Origin of the sequence: Streptomyces sp. BV286 (assembly GCF_019090165.1) — a bacterium.
Taxonomy (GTDB): domain Bacteria; phylum Actinomycetota; class Actinomycetes; order Streptomycetales; family Streptomycetaceae; genus Streptomyces.
On sequence record NZ_JAHRIB010000142.1, the window covers coordinates 48,042 to 64,156 of the forward strand.

General features: G+C 70.6%; 14 protein-coding genes. 7 read left to right on the plus strand and 7 right to left on the minus strand.

Annotation, left to right across the window (positions count from 1 at the left end; genetic code table 11):
- Positions 1-74: 74 nt before the first annotated feature.
- Together KUF83_RS22300 and KUF83_RS22305 are read right to left on the minus strand one after the other, a co-directional pair.
- Positions 75-1,817, minus strand: a complete 1,743-nt coding sequence (locus tag KUF83_RS22300; RefSeq protein WP_302828540.1) for a peptide-N4-asparagine amidase — start codon at positions 1,815-1,817, stop codon at positions 75-77.
- A 112-nt stretch (positions 1,818-1,929) separates the two neighbouring features.
- Positions 1,930-2,667, minus strand: coding sequence for a hypothetical protein (locus tag KUF83_RS22305; RefSeq protein ID WP_217456548.1), 738 nt, complete (start codon positions 2,665-2,667; stop codon positions 1,930-1,932).
- Positions 2,668-2,857: 190 nt separating this feature from the next.
- Between KUF83_RS22305 and KUF83_RS22310 the strand changes: the two genes are divergently transcribed.
- The 4 genes from KUF83_RS22310 (at position 2,858) to KUF83_RS22325 (ending at position 7,977) form a co-directional block, all read left to right on the plus strand.
- Positions 2,858-4,666 carry an ABC transporter ATP-binding protein gene (locus tag KUF83_RS22310; RefSeq protein ID WP_217456549.1) on the plus strand — a complete coding sequence of 603 codons (1,809 nt, stop codon included), beginning with the start codon at positions 2,858-2,860 and terminating at the stop codon, positions 4,664-4,666.
- A complete protein-coding gene (locus KUF83_RS22315; protein ID WP_217456550.1) occupies positions 4,663-6,453 on the plus strand; it encodes an ABC transporter ATP-binding protein in 1,791 nt (596 codons plus the stop codon). The genes KUF83_RS22310 and KUF83_RS22315 overlap by 4 nt, the downstream gene beginning before the upstream one ends.
- Before the next feature lie 699 nt (positions 6,454-7,152).
- Positions 7,153-7,623: a DUF5709 domain-containing protein gene (locus KUF83_RS22320; protein ID WP_217456551.1), complete on the plus strand. Its 471-nt coding sequence runs from the start codon at positions 7,153-7,155 to the stop codon at positions 7,621-7,623.
- Positions 7,624-7,695: 72 nt separating this feature from the next.
- Positions 7,696-7,977 (plus strand): type B 50S ribosomal protein L31, encoded by a 282-nt coding sequence (locus tag KUF83_RS22325; protein ID WP_217456552.1) that lies wholly within the window; start codon positions 7,696-7,698, stop codon positions 7,975-7,977.
- Positions 7,978-8,207: 230 nt separating this feature from the next.
- Here KUF83_RS22325 and KUF83_RS22330 read toward each other — a convergent pair whose 3' ends face one another.
- Positions 8,208-9,002, minus strand: a complete 795-nt coding sequence (locus KUF83_RS22330) for a metal-dependent hydrolase (protein WP_217456553.1) — start codon at positions 9,000-9,002, stop codon at positions 8,208-8,210.
- Positions 9,003-9,147: 145 nt separating this feature from the next.
- Between KUF83_RS22330 and KUF83_RS22335 the strand changes: the two genes are divergently transcribed.
- Both KUF83_RS22335 and KUF83_RS22340 read left to right on the plus strand, forming a co-directional pair.
- The gene (locus tag KUF83_RS22335) at positions 9,148-11,661 is read left to right on the plus strand and encodes an RNA helicase (RefSeq protein WP_217456554.1); all 2,514 of its coding nucleotides are present in this window, start codon (positions 9,148-9,150) and stop codon (positions 11,659-11,661) included.
- Between the two features lie 19 nt (positions 11,662-11,680).
- Complete coding sequence (locus KUF83_RS22340) at positions 11,681-12,553, plus strand: acyl-CoA thioesterase II (RefSeq protein ID WP_217456555.1); 873 nt, start codon at positions 11,681-11,683, stop codon at positions 12,551-12,553.
- A gap of 3 nt (positions 12,554-12,556) precedes the next feature.
- On the opposite strand, the gene KUF83_RS22345 is transcribed toward KUF83_RS22340, so the two are convergent.
- Together KUF83_RS22345 and KUF83_RS22350 are read right to left on the minus strand one after the other, a co-directional pair.
- Positions 12,557-13,681, minus strand: coding sequence for a DUF6397 family protein (locus tag KUF83_RS22345; RefSeq protein WP_254644221.1), 1,125 nt, complete (start codon positions 13,679-13,681; stop codon positions 12,557-12,559).
- Between the two features lie 123 nt (positions 13,682-13,804).
- Positions 13,805-14,218: a roadblock/LC7 domain-containing protein gene (locus tag KUF83_RS22350; RefSeq protein ID WP_217456556.1), complete on the minus strand. Its 414-nt coding sequence runs from the start codon at positions 14,216-14,218 to the stop codon at positions 13,805-13,807.
- 96 nt (positions 14,219-14,314) lie between these two features.
- On the opposite strand from KUF83_RS22350, the gene KUF83_RS22355 reads away from it, so the two are divergent.
- Complete coding sequence (locus KUF83_RS22355) at positions 14,315-14,743, plus strand: PPOX class F420-dependent oxidoreductase (protein WP_217456557.1); 429 nt, start codon at positions 14,315-14,317, stop codon at positions 14,741-14,743.
- 147 nt (positions 14,744-14,890) lie between these two features.
- Here the strand turns inward: KUF83_RS22355 and KUF83_RS22360 are convergent, their stop codons facing one another.
- Together KUF83_RS22360 and KUF83_RS22365 are read right to left on the minus strand one after the other, a co-directional pair.
- On the minus strand, positions 14,891-15,496 hold the full coding sequence (locus KUF83_RS22360) for an ATP/GTP-binding protein (protein WP_217456558.1): 606 nt from the start codon (positions 15,494-15,496) through the stop codon (positions 14,891-14,893).
- Positions 15,497-15,697: 201 nt separating this feature from the next.
- Positions 15,698-16,111: a DUF742 domain-containing protein gene (locus KUF83_RS22365; protein ID WP_217456559.1), complete on the minus strand. Its 414-nt coding sequence runs from the start codon at positions 16,109-16,111 to the stop codon at positions 15,698-15,700.
- Positions 16,112-16,115 lie beyond the last annotated feature (4 nt).

Sequence of the window (16,115 nt, forward strand, 5' to 3'; positions counted from 1 at the left end):
GCTACCGCCGGAAACCACCGTGTGACAGGCGTGTAAATCCTGGCGCGATGTGGCACGCCGCACACACGCGCCGGTCAACAGCGGTCGCGGACCTCGGTGAGGACGCCCTGTTCGGTCGCCAGGCGACGGTCGTGGCAGCCGTCCGAGCCGTACAGCCGGTAGCGCTCACTCGTCGTGCCGACGGCATGCCGCTGGTCGCGCGGCACGTTCGCGGTGTAGGTCGCGTCGCCCGCGTAACTGTCGTCGAGCCGGGACCACACGGTGCGCCGGCCGCCGCGTGTCTCCACGACGGACGCCCGGTCCCCCAGGGACAGGACGGTCCGCAGCCGGTCGCCGGCGCCGAGCGTCGTGGTGCCGTCCATGGTGTACGTGCGATGCGTGCGGGTCGTCGCGGCGGGCCCGGGTCCGTCCACGGTGACCGTCTCGTCGTCGGTCCAGGTCCCCTTGAGCGCGTCCGTGTTCTCGCCGTCGGTCCACCGGTGCACGGAGGTGTTGGCCAGCTCGCGGTCGACCGTGGTCGCGACCCGGCCGTGCGAGGTGTCGACATACCCGGACACGGTCAGCCGGTGCCCGGCCCCGGTGTCGAGGCGGTGTTCCGAACCCGGCGTGTACGTCGAGGTATTGGCGAGGTCACCGGCTCGGTGTGCGGTGAGCCCACCGGTGACGTGCCTGCTCTTCGCGTCCTGCCAGACGAGCACGTTCACGGGGACGCTCCAGCCGCTCTGCCCCTCGGGTACGCCCACCACGGAGACGTCGATCCGGTGCGGGCGGCCGTCGTTGAGCAGTCCCGCGAACGGAGTCAGGTCGTACTCCACGGGCTTGATGTCGAAGGCGCGCGGTCCCGGAATCACGTACCAGAGGAAGGGGTTGGACCAGCCTCCGGTCCACACCGTCGGGAACGGGGAGGCGATACCGGCGAGCCGGCCGTCGACCCTGATCTGCACCTCGCGGTAGGGGCCGTCCTCGGCCTTGCAGGAGTACGGCGCGGCGTCGGGCACCGTGAGGTACCAGTACTCCTCGCAGCCACCGCCGGACCCGGTGGCGTACACCTCGGCGACGATGCGTTCGCTGTTGCGGGGCGTGGTGAGGGTGCCGTCCCGGAGGGTGAGGACGCGGTCCGGTGTGCTGCCCGGCCTCTTCTTCGGCGCGGTCGACTTGTCGGCGGCGTAGAACGTCAGGGCGACCTTGACGTCGATGATTCCCGTGTACGTGTCGTCGACGACGTTGCCAATCAGCATCTCGACGTCGTGGCCCTCGCGGAACGTGTCGCTGTAGCGCGTGACGTCCTTCTCCACCGACCAGGCGATGCCGTCGGGCGAGGGTTGCGGGGTGGACGTCCGGAAGACCTCGACCCCGCCGATGTGCAGATAGCCCAGCCGGTCGAACTGCCGTCCCTGGACCTTGCCTTCGAGGCGCAGAACGACCTTGCTCCAGCGGTCGCCGCAGCCGCGCGGGGGCGCGTACGTGCCCTTGTAGGGCGTGAAGTCGCGGAACTGCGCCTCGGCCACGGTCACTCGGCAGGACCTGCCGTCGGGCTTCGCGACGGGCGGGGCGGCGGTCAGGGGATCGTGCCAGTCGGTCCCGAACTCGGCCGGCGGGTCGACGGCGCGGGCGCCTCGGGGGCCTCGGGTGCTTTCGAGGCTCTGGGCGCCCTGGACAGCGGGGCGGACGGCCTGCCCGGAGGTGATTGCGGACCGGCCGGGCGGTGCGGCGGCCTGGGCGGGCGGTGTGGCGGCCTGGGCGGGTGCCGTTCCGAGGAGGGTGCTCGCCACGAGGGTCGCTCCGGCGAGCATGGACATGATGATCCGTCTTCTCATGGGCGGAGTTCTACGGGGAGTTGGGCCGCGCCGCAATGAGCCCTCGGGTTCCCGCAGGGCGGACGTCTCGGGTTCCCGCGCGCCGGACGTCTCGGTTCCCGAGCGACGAATGTCAGGCCTTGAGATCCGCCTTGTCGCCCATCACCACGACCGGGTGGCTGTCCGGATCGAGGGTGCGCAACAGGTACTCCATGCCCGACTTGGACAGGCTCACGCAGGCCGACGTACCACTCCCATGGTCCATGTGCAGCCAGATGCTGCCGCCCTTGGACTGGCCCTGCGGGCGTGTCGGGTCGTTCGGCGAGGTGCCCTTGACGCGGTTGTAGTCGATGGCGATGACGTAGTCGAAGTCGTTCCAGTGCGACTTCGCCCAGTAGTGCGGGGCCTGGAAGCCCGCGGACCGCGTGTACGGGAGCATGGCGCCCGGGTCGGCGAGGACGCCCCCCGCGTCGCTGAGCGTGAACACGCCCACAGGGCTGCGCTTGTCGTTCTCCCGGTGGTCGGTCGTCCAGCCCTTCTTGCCGTTGTGCCCTTTCCAGCTGCGGGTCTTGTCCCAGGTGGAGCCGGACTTGGTGTAGAGGACGATCGTGGAGTCCGCCGAGTCCTTGCCCTGCCCGTAGACCGCCACGACCTGGCGGGAGTTGGCGGGGATCTGCTTGTGCAGTGTGTCCCCGACATCGGGGATGCGCTTGAGGTCGACGGTGCGCGCCCGCTCGGGGCGGGACTCGTCGCCGGCCTGCCCATGACTCCCGCTCCCGCCGTCCGAACCGCCACAGGCCGCCAGGGACACCAGAAGGACACCGGAAACCGCGGCCGCGGCCGTCGTGCGCATCGCACCGCCTATTCGCATGCGGTCCATCGTCGCACCACGATCCGGACGATTGCGCCCGGCCCCTCGGCTTCCCGGCCATAACCGGGCGCTCCGGGCCGAATCTTTGCCCTGCGGCGGAAAACCGTTTGCCTGCGGACACGCTGCGACGCGAACCTTGCACGGTTTGTTGCCTCCCGCCCACCCCGTTCTCCAAGTCTCCTGGGACGTCATGCAGATTCAAGACCTTCCGTATCCCGACCCGGGTGTGCCGGACGCACACTCGGGGCCCCGGTTCCTGGTGTGGCTCGGCCGGAATCAGCTCGGCGGGCAGGTGAAGGCCCTGGTCTGGGGGCTGCTGCACTTCGTGTCCGTGTCCGCTCTGCCCTTCTGCGTCGGCTTCGCCGTCCAGGCCGTCGCGGACCGCTCCGGTGCGCGCCTCGGTCTCGCGGGCGGACTGATCGCGCTGAGCGGCCTCGGTATCGCGCTGGGCGACACCATGCTGCACCGGGCCGCGATCACGAACTGGATCACCGCGGCCGCGCGCGTCCAGCAACTGCTGGCCCGCAAGACCGCCCTGCTCGGGTCCGCGCTGACACGACGGGTCGCGGCAGGTGAGATCGTCGCGGTCTCGACCGGTGACGTCGAGAAGATCGGCTGGTTCGTGGAAGCCGTGTCACGGTTCACCGCGGCCGCGGTGACCATCGTGCTGGTCTGTGCCGCCCTCGTCGTCTACCAGCCGGCGCTCGGTGTCGTCGTCGCCGTGGGTGTGCCCGTCCTGGCGCTGTCGGTACTGCCGCTGCTGCCCCGGGCCACCCGCCGCGCCGACTTCCAGCGGGAGAAGGCGGGGCACGCCACCGAACTGGCCTCCGACACCGTCGCGGGCCTGCGTGTGCTGCGCGGCATCGGCGGTGAGGAACTGTTCCTCGACCGCTACCGCCGTGCCTCGCAGGAGGTCCGGCACGCTGCCGTGCGCAGCGCCCGGATGTGGTCGCTGATCTCCGCGATCCAGGTCCTGCTGCCCGGGATCCTGCTGATCGCGGTCGTCTGGCACGGCGTGAACCTGGCCCGCGAGGGCCGGGTCACCGTCGGCGAGATGGTCACCGTGTACAGCGCGGTCATGATCCTCAGCTATCCGCTGCGGCACTTCGAGGAGATCGCGATGGCGTACTCCTTCTCCCGGCCGTCCGCCCAGCGCGCGGCACGGGTGCTGTCGCTGGAGCGGGCCACGGACGGTGAGGGCTCGCGCGAGGCCGTCGTACCGACCGGGGACCTGTACGACCCGGCTACCGGTCTGCTCGCGCCCGCCGGACGGCTCACCGCCGTGGTGTGCGGCAACCCGGACGCCGCCGGTGAACTGGCAGAGCGACTCGGCGGTCATACCGCGGTCTCCTCGAACCTGCCGTCGGCGCTGGTCGGAGGTGTGCCGCTGGACGAACTGCCCCTGGATTCCGCCCGCAGTGCCGTCCTCGTCCAGGACAAGGATCCGGTCCTGCTCTCGGGAACGCTGCGCGAACTGCTCGACGTGCCCGCCTCGGGAGACGTCAGCCCCGAGGAGGCACTGTCCGCCGCACAGTGCGGTGACGTCCTGGACGCGCTCGCCCAGGGAGCGCTGGATGCCGACGACCCGATGGACGCGCGGGTCACCGAACGCGGCCGCTCCCTGTCGGGCGGCCAGCGCCAGCGCCTCGCGCTGGCACGGTCGCTGATCACGGCGCCGGGCGTGCTGGTCCTGGACGAACCGACGTCCGCGGTCGACTCGCACACCGAGGCGCGGATCGCCGACGGAATCCGGTCGCTGCGCCAGGGACGCACGACGGTGGTGTTCACCTCGTCGCCGCTTCTCCTCGACCACGCGGACCGGGTCGTACTCGTCCACGAGGGCGAGGTGGCTGCGGTCGGCATGCACCGCGAACTGCTGCACAGCGAACCGCGATACCGCGCGGTGGTGACCCGTGAGACCGACGACGAAACCGCCGCGCACGAACTGGGCCGCCTGCAGGAGCTGGAAGAACTGGAAGAAATCGAGGAGACCGCATGATCGGCGTGGCGCCACCGGCCTACGATCCGGCGGCCCCGACGACCGCAGAGACCCTGCCCGTCGGCGCCCCCGCGACCGTACGCGCCTACGTGGCCGAACTCTTCCAACGGCACCGCCGGGCCTTCCTGGTACTCATCGCCGTCAACACGATCGCCGTCGTCTCCTCGATGGTGGGCCCCTATCTGCTGGGCTCCCTGGTCCAGCACGTCTCCGACGGCGCGGCGGCGGCGCGCGAGTTCCACATGGAGCGCACCGCCGCGCTGTTCGCCCTCGCCCTGGTCGTCCAGACCCTCTTCGTACGCCAGGTGCGGCTGCGCGGGGCCATGCTCGGTGAGCGGATGCTCGCCGACCTGCGCGAGGACTTCCTCGTGCGCGCCGTGGGGCTGCCGCCGGGCGTCCTGGAACGGGCCGGTACCGGCGACCTGCTGTCCCGGATCACCACGGACATCGACCGGCTGGCCAACGCCATGCGCGAGGCCGTGCCGCAGCTGGCCATCGGTGTGGTGTGGGTGGCGCTGCTGCTCGGCGGGCTCGCGGTCACCGCGCCGCCGCTCGCGCCCGCGGTGCTGGTCGCCGTACCGCTGCTGGTGGTCGGCTGCCGCTGGTACTTCAAACGCGCACCGTCCGCCTACCGCTCCGAGGCCGCCGGCTACGCGGCCGTCGCCGCCGTGCTCGCCGAGACCGTGGACGCCGGGCGCACCGTGGAGGCGCACCGCCTCGGTGCGCGCCGCATCGGCCTCTCCGACCAGCGGGTCAGGGAATGGACCGCATGGGAGCGGTACACCCTGTGGCTGCGGTCGGTGCTCTTCCCGGTCATCAACGCCACGCATGTCACGGTCCTCGGCTCGGTCCTGATGATCGGCGGATACTTCGTCCTTCAGGGCTGGATCGGGGTGGGGCAACTGACGACGGGGGCCCTCATCGCGCAGATGCTCGTCGACCCGGTGGGCCTGATCCTGCGCTGGTACGACGAGCTTCAGGTGGCCCATGTCTCGCTGGCCCGGCTGGTGGGCGTCCGCGACATCGAGCCGGACGCGGGCGACGGGACACTGGCCCCCGACGGACGCGACGTGCATGCCGAGCAGGTGCACTTCGGCTACCGGGCGGGCGTCGACGTCCTGCGCAAGGTCTCCCTGGAGGTCGCGCCCGGCACCCGGCTGGCCCTGGTCGGCCCGTCCGGCGCCGGCAAGTCGACACTGGGCAGGCTGCTCGCCGGGATCTACGCGCCCCGCTCCGGCCAGGTCACGCTGGGCGGCGCGGAACTCTCCCGCATGTCCGCGGAACGGGTTCGCTCCCATGTGGCGCTGGTCAACCAGGAGCACCACGTGTTCGTGGGCGCCCTGCGCGACAACCTGCTCCTCGCCCGCACGGGTGCCGACGACGCCGAGCTGTGGGCCGCCCTCGGCGCGGTCGACGCCGACGGCTGGGCCCGGGCGCTGGACGACGGCCTCGACACCGAGGTCGGCTCGGGCGGGGTCGCTCTCACACCGGCCCAGGCCCAGCAGATCGCGTTGGCGCGCCTGGTGCTCGCCGACCCGCACACGCTGGTCCTGGACGAGGCCACCTCGCTCCTGGACCCGCGAGCTGCCCGGAACCTGGAGCGCTCCCTGGCCCGGGTCCTCGACGGCCGCACCGTGGTCGCCATCGCGCACCGGCTGCACACCGCCCACGACGCGGACGTCATCGCCGTCGTCGAGAACGGCCGCATCAGCGAACTCGGCAGCCACGACCAGCTGGTCGCCGCGGACGGCGCGTACGCGGCACTGTGGCGGTCCTGGCACGGCTGAGTGGGCGTGTCCTCGGGTCCTCCCGCCCCCTCGGGCCCTCCCACCACCTCGGGTTTTCCCGGGTCCGGGAGGACCCGTGCCGGCCGCGCCCATGCCGTCGGGGTCGCCGGCGGCCTCGGCCCCACGCGGACCGGTGGGGTCGTCGCCGGCGTCTCGGCGAGGCCTGGACCGGCCGGATCGCCACCGGTCTCGACCCGCTGCCCGCTCCGGGCCGCTCCGGGGCGTTCCAGGACCGGCCGCAACAGGCCGACGGTGCTCCGCGCACTCCCCTGCCGACCGGCTGACAGCGCACCGCCCCGGTCCGCGAGGGCGGGCCGCCTGCACACCACCAAGGTCCTCGAAGGCGGGCCGACACCCGCACATGCCGGTCCGGGCGGGCAGGCCGGCGTCTGGCCGCCCGGCCCCGGGCGGGTCGGGGGCCGCAGCAGATCTGCTCGAGGCCGGGGCCGGGCTCCGCAGCGTCACGCTCGCGGCCCGCTTCCGCCCCTGGTGAGCGGGCCGGTCGCGCGTGGCCGGCCTCCGTGCCGTTGCGCGGTGTCGAAGAGGGGTGGAAGGGTGGATCTCGGCACCGGCTCGGGGAGCGCCCGGGAACCGACCGGTTCCGCGGGGTCCGTACGGGCGAGGCCTGGGCCGGGAAGTCCCCGTACCAGCCGCCGAGCGCGGTGACGACAGGCCGGCCCGCACCACCTGGAGGTAGCCGTGAACAGCTCCGACGGATGGGGAGACGACGTCTACCAGCCCGACGGATCCGAGGTCCAGGACGACGCCGGGCTGCTGGACGCCGAGGACACCCTGGAAACCGACGGCGTGAGCGACCCCCTGGACCGCGGCTGGTCCCCTCCGGAGCGCCCCTGGGCGGTGGAACGCAGTGACGTGACAGCAGCTGGGCGGCAGCGCGGCGAGACCCTGGCCCAACGTCTGGCGGACGAACTGCCCGATGTCGTGGCAGCCGACGGCGACGGCATCGGAGACTGTCCCGACTCGGACGGGGAACCCCTGGACAACGAAGTGGGCGCCGTCCGCTCCGGACGTCTGGTGGCCCCCGACGAAGGCGCGCACGAGGACGAGGAGAGCGGGCTCATCGCCACCGACGTGGGCATCGACGGCGCGGCGGCCTCGGCGGAGGAGGCCGCCATGCACATCGTCGACGAGGACGCCCTGTCCGGCTGACTCCGCCTCCGTCCCGCCCTGTCCGCTCCCCCGCTCCCGCTCCCGCTCCCGCTCCCCAAGCAAGGAGTTCCCATGCAGCAGGACAAGCACCCCGACTACCAGTCCGTGGTCTTCCGTGACCGCGCCGCCGGGTACGCCTTCCTGACCCGGTCCACCGCGGCCAGCGACCAGACGATCGAGTGGGACGACGGCCGGACGTACCCGGTCGTGGACGTGGAGATCTCCTCGGAAAGTCACCCCTTCTACACCGGCAAGGCCAGGACGGTGGACACCGAGGGGCGAGTCGCACGCTTCGAGAAGCGGTACGGCGGCGGGGACCGGAGCGAGGCACCGGGCGGGGGCGACGAGGCCTGATCCCACCTGGACGTCTACGCCCCCGAGGCCGGCGGCGGCAAGGCCGGGCGGGCTGAGGAAGCGGCGCCGCCTGGCCGCGGCACCAGGTGAGCGGCCACCAGGAGCGCTTGGCGCACCCACAGCAGCGGGCCGCCGGACGACGGCACTGCGCGAGGAGCCGCTCGCGGCGCCCGGCCCGGGGAACGACGTGCCTGGTCGACCGATGGCGCCTGCCCCTCCGGCTCGGGTCCTCAGATGAAGTTGAGTGCCGCGGCGCAGCCCACCCCGCCCAGCAGCATGAACGCGGGCATCAGTACCTTCAGCTCCACCCAGCTGCCCGCCCTGAACCGCAACACCTTCGGCGGCCCGATGGGATACCACCGCTTGCGGCCGATCGGGATCGGCCACAGGATCGGGCATCCCGAGACCGTCAGCGCGTCCCCGATGTCGTGCACCAGCGCGCCGAGGACGATCGGCAGGCCGAGCCACAGGTACTCCTGGCCCGGTGCCGAGAACAGCCAGTCCGAGCCGTTCCCCGGCTTGTCCAGTACTCCCGCGACGATCCACGCGCTCGTCGCGGCCAGCAGCCAGACCAGGACGTCGGCACTGGAGCCACGGGTGGCCCGCCACAGCAGCCCTTCGATGGCAAGCACCAAGTGCACGAACAGGAGGGCGAGAACCGCCCAGCGCCCTCCCGTGATCGCGGCGACCGATGCGCCGGCGCCGATCATCACCGCCCACAGCCAGGTGTGCGTCAGGGTGCGGTGGCCTCCCGAGCGGCGCGGGTCGCCGGGCTTCTTCGTCCCCTTGTAGACCGCGTACGAAAGCTTGTCGACGATCTCGCACAGGCCCCTCGAGATGGGACCGAAGGCGCGCGAGATGGTGGCCGCCTTGTGGTCCAGATCCGGAGCGAGCGCGGCGCCCGCGCAGATCAGCGCGCCGGTCAGGAGGACCGGCCAGGGCATCGTGTGACCGGTGGCGGCTGCCGCCGCTCCGACGCCCAGCCAGGCCGCAGCCCCGGACAGTGAGTGTGCTGGTCCCATCATGGCCGTGCCCCGCCCCATTCCGCTTGTACTGACAGCCAGTTGCCCCAGTGCGCTGACGCCCTGTCGGCGCCACAGCGTAGCGTTCGTGATCTTCGGCCCCGCATCCGATTCCCTCATCGGGTGGGATCACAGGCAAGATGGGGTCGTGACCCTTATCGATCAGCTGCCGCCGACCGCAGATCCCGACGCCCTCTACGAAGCCTTCGAGTCGTGGGCCGTGGAACGCGGTCTCACGCTCTACCCCCACCAGGAGGAAGCGCTGATCGAGGTGGTCTCGGGTGCGAACGTGATCGTGTCGACCCCCACCGGGTCCGGCAAGAGCATGATCGCCGCAGGGGCGCACTTCGCGGCACTCGCCCGCGACGAGGTCACCTTCTACACGGCGCCGATCAAGGCGCTCGTCTCGGAGAAGTTCTTCGAGCTGTGCAAGATGTTCGGCACCGAGAACGTCGGCATGCTGACCGGCGACGCGTCCGTGAACGCCGACGCCCCGGTCATCTGCTGCACGGCCGAGGTCCTGGCGTCGATCGCGCTGCGCGACGGCAAGCGGGCCGACGTCGGCCAGGTCGTGATGGACGAGTTCCACTTCTACGCCGAGGGCGACCGCGGCTGGGCCTGGCAGATCCCGATCCTCGAGCTGCCGCAGGCACAGTTCATCCTCATGTCGGCGACACTCGGCGACGTCTCGATGTTCGAGGAGGACCTGACCCGGCGGACCGGTCGCCCGACCTCGGTGGTCCGCTCGGCGACCCGTCCCGTCCCTCTCTCCTACGAGTACAAGCTGACGCCGCTGACGGAGACGCTCACCGAGCTCCTCGAGACGAAGCAGGCGCCCGTCTACATCGTGCACTTCACCCAGGCCCAGGCCGTGGAGCGCGCGCAGGCGCTGATGAGCATCAACATGTGCACGCGTGAGGAGAAGGACCAGATCGCCGCGCTGATCGGCAACTTCCGCTTCACCACCAAGTTCGGCCGCAATCTCTCCCGTTACGTACGGCACGGCATCGGTGTGCACCACGCCGGCATGCTGCCCAAGTACCGCCGTCTGGTGGAGAAGCTGGCGCAGGCCGGTCTCCTCAAGGTCATCTGCGGCACCGACACCCTCGGTGTCGGCGTCAACGTGCCCATCCGCACCGTGCTGTTCACGGCTCTGGCGAAGTACGACGGCAACCGGGTGCGGACGCTGCGCGCGCGGGAGTTCCACCAGATCGCGGGGCGGGCCGGCCGGGCCGGGTTCGACACGGCGGGCTTCGTCGTGGCGCAGGCTCCCGAGCACGTCGTGGAGAACGAGAAGGCTCTCGCCAAGGCGGGCGACGATCCGAAGAAGCGTCGCAAGGTGGTGCGGAAGAAGGCACCCGAAGGTTTCGTCGGCTGGACGGACGGCACGTTCGAGAAGCTGATCACGTCCGATCCGGAGCCGCTGGCCTCGCGCTTCAGGGTCACGCACACGATGCTGCTGTCCGTGATCGCGCGGCCCGGCAACGCCTTCGCCGCGATGCGTCATCTGCTGGAGGACAACCACGAGCCGCGCAAGCAGCAACTGCGGCACATCAGGCGGGCGATCGCCATCTACCGCTCGCTCCTCGACGGCGGAGTCGTGGAGAAGCTCGACGTGCCGGACGCCGAAGGCCGCATCGTGCGCCTCACCGTCGACCTGCAGCAGGACTTCGCTCTCAACCAGCCGCTGTCGACCTTCGCCCTCGCCTCGTTCGAGCTCCTCGACCCCGAATCCCCCTCCTACGCCCTGGACATGGTGTCCGTCGTGGAATCCACGCTGGACGACCCGCGGCAGATCCTCGCCGCCCAGCAGAACAAGGCCCGCGGCGAGGCCGTGGGGGCGATGAAGGCGGACGGCGTCGAATACGAGGAGCGCATGGAGCGGCTCCAGGACGTGTCGTACCCGAAGCCGCTGGAAGAGCTGCTTTCCCACGCGTACAACACCTACCGCACGAGCCATCCCTGGGTGGGCGACCATCCGCTGTCCCCGAAGTCCGTCATCCGCGACATGTACGAACGGGCCATGTCCTTCACGGAGTTCGTGTCCCATTACGAGCTCGCCCGCACCGAGGGCATCGTGCTCCGCTACCTGGCCAGCGCCTACAAGGCACTTGACCACACCGTCCCGGACGATCTGAAGTCCGAGGACCTGGAGGACCTGATCGCCTGGCTCGGCGAGATGGTCCGCCAGGTCGACTCGAGCCTCCTCGACGAGTGGGAACAGCTCGCCAACCCGGAGGTGATGACCGCCGAGGAGGCCCAGGAGAGGGCCGACCAGGTCAAGCCGGTCACGGCCAACGCGCGCGCCTTCCGCGTCCTCGTCCGCAACGCCATGTTCCGGCGCGTCGAACTCGCCGCCCTCGACCACGTCAGGGAACTGGGCGAGTTGGACTCCGAGTCCGGCTGGGACGCCGACGCCTGGGGCGAGGCGATGGACAAGTACTGGGACGAGTACGACGACCTCGGCACCGGCCCGGACGCACGCGGGCCCAAGCTCCTGCTGATCGAGGAGGAGCCGCAGCACGGTCTCTGGCGGGTCCGGCAGACTTTCGCCGACCCGAACGACGACCATGACTGGGGCATCAGCGCGGAGATCGACCTCACGGCTTCCGACGCCGAAGGACGTGCCGTCGTCAAGGTCACCGCCGTCGGGCAGTTGTGAGCACAGGAGAACGCGACACATGACGAACCCAGCGGAACGACTCGTCGACTTGCTCGACCTGGAGCAGATCGAGGTCAACATCTTCCGTGGCCGCAGTCCGCAGGAATCCCTGCAGCGGGTCTTCGGCGGACAGGTGGCGGGCCAGGCCCTCGTCGCCGCCGGCCGTACCACGGACGGAGAGCGGCCCGTGCATTCGCTGCACGCGTACTTCCTGCGCCCGGGCCGGCCGGGCGTACCCATCGTGTACCAGGTCGAGCGGGTACGTGACGGGCGGTCGTTCACCACGCGCCGCGTGACCGCCGTGCAGCAGGGCCGGACGATCTTCAATCTGACCGCCTCCTTTCACAAGCCTGAGGAAGGGAGCTTCGAACACCAACTGCCGCCGGCCCGTGAGGTCCCCGATCCCGAGTCGCTCCCGACCGTCACGCAGGAGATCAAGGAGCATCTGGGGGCGCTCCCCGAGACACTGGAGCGCATGGCCCGGCGCCAGCCCTTCGACATCCGCTACGCGGACCGGTTGCGATGGACCCCTGAGGAGATCGAGCACGCCGAGCCGCGCAGCGCCGTCTGGATGCGTGCTGTCGGCCCTCTGGGCGACGACCCGCTGGTCCACACGTGCGCGCTCACCTATGCGAGCGACATGACCCTCCTGGACGCCGTCCGTATCCCGGTCGAACCTCTTTGGGGCCAGCGCGGTTTCGACATGGCGTCTCTCGACCACGCGATGTGGTTCCACCGGCCGTTCCGCGCCGACGAGTGGTTCCTCTACGACCAGGAATCTCCGATCGCGACGGGCGGCCGAGGTCTGGCCCGGGGCCGCATCTACGACGTGGAGGGGCGACTGCTCGTGTCCGTCGTCCAGGAGGGGCTGTTCCGCAAGCTCGAGCGCTGAGGGTCAGGGGTTTCTGCGTCGCAGCCAGCTCAGGAGGCGCTTGGGGCGCTCCGGTTCGTCGATCGTGTGACGTACCTCGGCCGGTCGTCGCGGTTCGCCGCGCCGCACGTGGACCGGCCGCCGCATCTCGGCAGGCCGCTGTACTCCGACCGGCGGCCACGGCTCGCGAGCCCGCCGCAGCTCGACGGGCCGGCGGTGACCGGCGGGCTGCCGGTGCTCCCCCGGTGATGACTGCCGGTGGTGTGCCAGGTCCGGAGTGCCGGAGATCGTCGTCGGCCGCGGTGCGGGCCGGTGGTCGCGTGCCTCTTCCAGCCCGTTCGCCAAGTCGGCCCGGAGCCAGCTGATCTCGTCCGGGTCCGCCGCCGTCATGATCCGGGCGACGATGCGCGCGGCAGGTGAATCGGGCATGCCGTGAGTGTGCTGATCAGGTTGGTACCGCTCCAGGTGGGCGCGCTCGTAGGGGTCCGTGACGATCTCGGCGACCTGGGCGGGGTCGAGGAGCGACGCCACGGCCGCGGCACGTGCCCAGGGATTCTCGGTCTGCCGCAGGAGAGAGCCGAGATGTCGCCCACGCCAGTTCCGGGCCCGCAGATCCAGGCCGGCGCCCAGCTGGTCCCGCAGCCCTGCGGGCGTACGGCCTTTCAGCAGCGGCGCGTTCTCCTTCTTCTCGGCGAACTCCCGCAGTTCCTCGGCCAGATACAGCCACACCACGGCCCGATAGCGGTTCAAGTAGAACTTGACGGGAACGACGAGGCCCAGGCGGGCGAAGCGCGTGAACCGGGCGGTCGTCACGTCCATGAGGGCCGCGCCCTGCGAGGTGCCGACCGCTTTGACGCGTTCCCGCAGGGCGTCAGGGAAACCGTCCTCGGAGCGAACCCTGTCGATCTCCGCGCGGGTGACGCGGCGGCCTCCGCCGCCTTCGTCAGGGACTGTTCGGATGCGCCCGAGTCGCACGGCTAGGTCGAACTCGCCCCGCTTGAGCTCCAGTTCTCGCGCGGCGCGGCTCTGCGCGAGTGTCTGTCCCGCCGCCGGGGCGGCTGTGATGGTGGTGACGGTGGACGCGCTGCTCGCGTCCACGGGTCCGGTCGCGCCGGACGTGAGGGACTGCGTGATGGTGTTGCCGGACATGGTCGTTCTCCCCCGTGCAGTGTGTGCACTTGCGTGCGCTTGCTCCGGGAAAAACCGTAGCCGGTTCGCCACGCTACGTGTCGAGCCTGTGGATAACCTCGCTCGCACCGACGTCTGCGCAGGTCAGATATCTACGGAGGGCGAATGCTCCGGTTGCCGGGCATCGACGCGGAGGTGCTCGCCGACGCGATTGACGAGCAGCGTCATCTCGTACGCGACCTGGCCGATGTCGGCCTCCGCCGCACTGAGTACGCACAGACAACTGCCCGTGCCCGCCGCAGTGACGAAGAGCACCGCGTCGTCGAACTCGATCATCGTCTGGCGGACGCGGCCCGCGCCGAAGTGCCGACCGGAGCCTTTGGCGAGGCTGTGCAGGCCCGACGAGACTGCGGCAAGATGTTCGGCGTCCTCCCGCCTCAGACCCGTACTCGCACCAGTCACCAGCCCGTCATTGGACAGGACCAGTGCGTGGCGTATGTGCTCGACCCGCTGTGTCAGGTCGTCGAGCAGCCAGTCGAGTCCCTGGTTCTCCGCCATGATCCCTCTCCCCGTGGACGTGTGACTCCCCCTGGCCGGAGGACCCGATCAACCAGACTTCCCCACCACCGCCGTCCGGGCAAGGAGGATAGGGGCATGGCACACAAGATGACCGATGAGGAATGGCGGGCGTTCGTCTCGCACGGAACCCGCACTGGCAAGTTGTCTACCGTCCGGGCCGACGGACGCCCGCACGTGGCGCCGATCTGGTTCGTGCTCGACGGGGACGACCTGGTCTTCAACACGGGGAAGAACACCGTCAAGGGGCGGAATCTGGTCCGGGACGGCAGGGTCGCCCTGTGCGTGGACGACGACCGGCCTCCGTACGCGTACGTCGTCCTGCAAGGGCGGGCCCACGTCTCGGAGGACCTCGACGACGTGCGGTTGTGGGCGGGACGGATCGGCAGCCGGTACATGGGTGAGGAGCGCGCAGAGGAGTTCGCCGCCCGCAACGGCGTGCCCGGCGAGCTCCTCGTGCGCGTGACCATCGAGAAGGTTCTCGCGGAGTCAAGCGTCTCCGACTGAGCGGTCCCGCTCACAGGGCTGGACGCCCCGGCCGGCCGAGAGTCCTGCGCCGACCGAGAGTCCTGCGCCGGCCGGCCCCGGAGACCGGTGCGAGGGGGCCGGCGCGAGCGGGCCGGTGCCTGACGTCGACGGGCTTGCCTTCTCCCGTCAGCCGACCGAGTCGAGCAGCCGGGCGGTGTGCATCCGCCCGGCGTACTCGACCAGACGAATCAGCACCTCCTTGCCCGAGTCACGATCGCGGGCGTCGCACAGCACCACGGGAGTCCCCCGGTCGAGGTCGAGGGCACGCGACACGTCGTCGGCTCCGTACGCGCGCGCGCCCGTGAAGCAGTTGACGGCCACCACGAAGGGGATGTGCCGGTGCTCGAAGTAGTCCACAGCGGGGAAACAGTCCTCGAGTCGCCGCGTGTCCGCGAGGACCACGGCACCGAGGGCTCCTTGCGAGAGTTCGTCCCACAGGAACCAGAACCTGTCCTGACCCGGCGTACCGAACAGGTACAGCGACAGGCCGGACCTGATGGTGATGCGTCCGAAGTCCATGGCGACGGTCGTCGTCACCTTCTGGTCGACGCCGTCGGTGTCGTCCACCGACTGGCCCGCCTCGCTCAGCAGTTCCTCAGTGCGCAGCGGCCTGATCTCACTGACCGCGCCCACCAGGGTGGTCTTGCCGACGCCGAAGCCGCCGGCGACGAGGATCTTCAACGCCAGGGCGGCCGTCTCACCGCTCGTGGCGTCGGAGTGTTCGGAGACCATCGATCACTTCTCTCGGGAGTGCCGGTATCGGCCGACGTCAGTACAGGTGTGCGGAGGCAGCACCATCACAACCGCGCCTCCGCGTCGAAGAACGGGACCGTACGTCGGCCACCGTGGTCGTCTCGCACTCGCGCCCCTTCGGCGCGGATGTGCCGGCACGTTGTCGTACGGAACGATTCGCCGGCAGTGGTGATTCATCATCTACAGGGCCCTCAGTCCGTCGATGACCTCGCGCAGGATGCGCTCGTCGGGCAGTTGTGCGGGCGGCACCGGGCGGCTGACCGTCACGCAGCCCAGTTCGAGCAGATCGCCGAGGAGCACACGCACCACACCCACGGGCAGGTCGGTGCCCGCCCCCAGCTCGGCGACCGACTGGGTCTCGATCCGGCAGAGCTCGACGAGGGCCCGGTGCTCGGGGCCGAGCGCCATGTCGTCGCCGACCTCGGGCGCCCCGGCGTCGAGAGTGACGAGCGCGATCAGGTCGAAGCGCACCCCGGTGGGCCCCGGCTTGGTGCGTCCGCCCGTCATCGCGTACGGGCGGACGAGCGGCCCGGCCTCGTTGTCGTACCACTGGCTGCCCGGCTGCTCAGGCGTGGCTGTCCGGTCCTCGGTCATCTGT

What these genes read in the sequence shown, in the direction of transcription:
- KUF83_RS22350 (WP_217456556.1), bottom strand. Translation starts at nt 14,218, where the DNA reads ATGGCGGAGAACCAGGGACTCGACTGGCTGCTCGACGACCTGACACAG.
- KUF83_RS22300 (WP_302828540.1), bottom strand. Translation starts at nt 1,817, where the DNA reads ATGAGAAGACGGATCATCATGTCCATGCTCGCCGGAGCGACCCTCGTG.
- KUF83_RS22315 (WP_217456550.1), top strand. Translation starts at nt 4,663, where the DNA reads ATGATCGGCGTGGCGCCACCGGCCTACGATCCGGCGGCCCCGACGACC.
- KUF83_RS22330 (WP_217456553.1), bottom strand. Translation starts at nt 9,002, where the DNA reads ATGATGGGACCAGCACACTCACTGTCCGGGGCTGCGGCCTGGCTGGGC.
- KUF83_RS22310 (WP_217456549.1), top strand. Translation starts at nt 2,858, where the DNA reads ATGCAGATTCAAGACCTTCCGTATCCCGACCCGGGTGTGCCGGACGCA.
- KUF83_RS22340 (WP_217456555.1), top strand. Translation starts at nt 11,681, where the DNA reads ATGACGAACCCAGCGGAACGACTCGTCGACTTGCTCGACCTGGAGCAG.
- KUF83_RS22365 (WP_217456559.1), bottom strand. Translation starts at nt 16,111, where the DNA reads ATGACCGAGGACCGGACAGCCACGCCTGAGCAGCCGGGCAGCCAGTGG.
- KUF83_RS22305 (WP_217456548.1), bottom strand. Translation starts at nt 2,667, where the DNA reads ATGCGAATAGGCGGTGCGATGCGCACGACGGCCGCGGCCGCGGTTTCC.
- KUF83_RS22345 (WP_254644221.1), bottom strand. Translation starts at nt 13,681, where the DNA reads ATGTCCGGCAACACCATCACGCAGTCCCTCACGTCCGGCGCGACCGGA.
- KUF83_RS22325 (WP_217456552.1), top strand. Translation starts at nt 7,696, where the DNA reads ATGCAGCAGGACAAGCACCCCGACTACCAGTCCGTGGTCTTCCGTGAC.
- KUF83_RS22360 (WP_217456558.1), bottom strand. Translation starts at nt 15,496, where the DNA reads ATGGTCTCCGAACACTCCGACGCCACGAGCGGTGAGACGGCCGCCCTG.
- KUF83_RS22355 (WP_217456557.1), top strand. Translation starts at nt 14,315, where the DNA reads ATGGCACACAAGATGACCGATGAGGAATGGCGGGCGTTCGTCTCGCAC.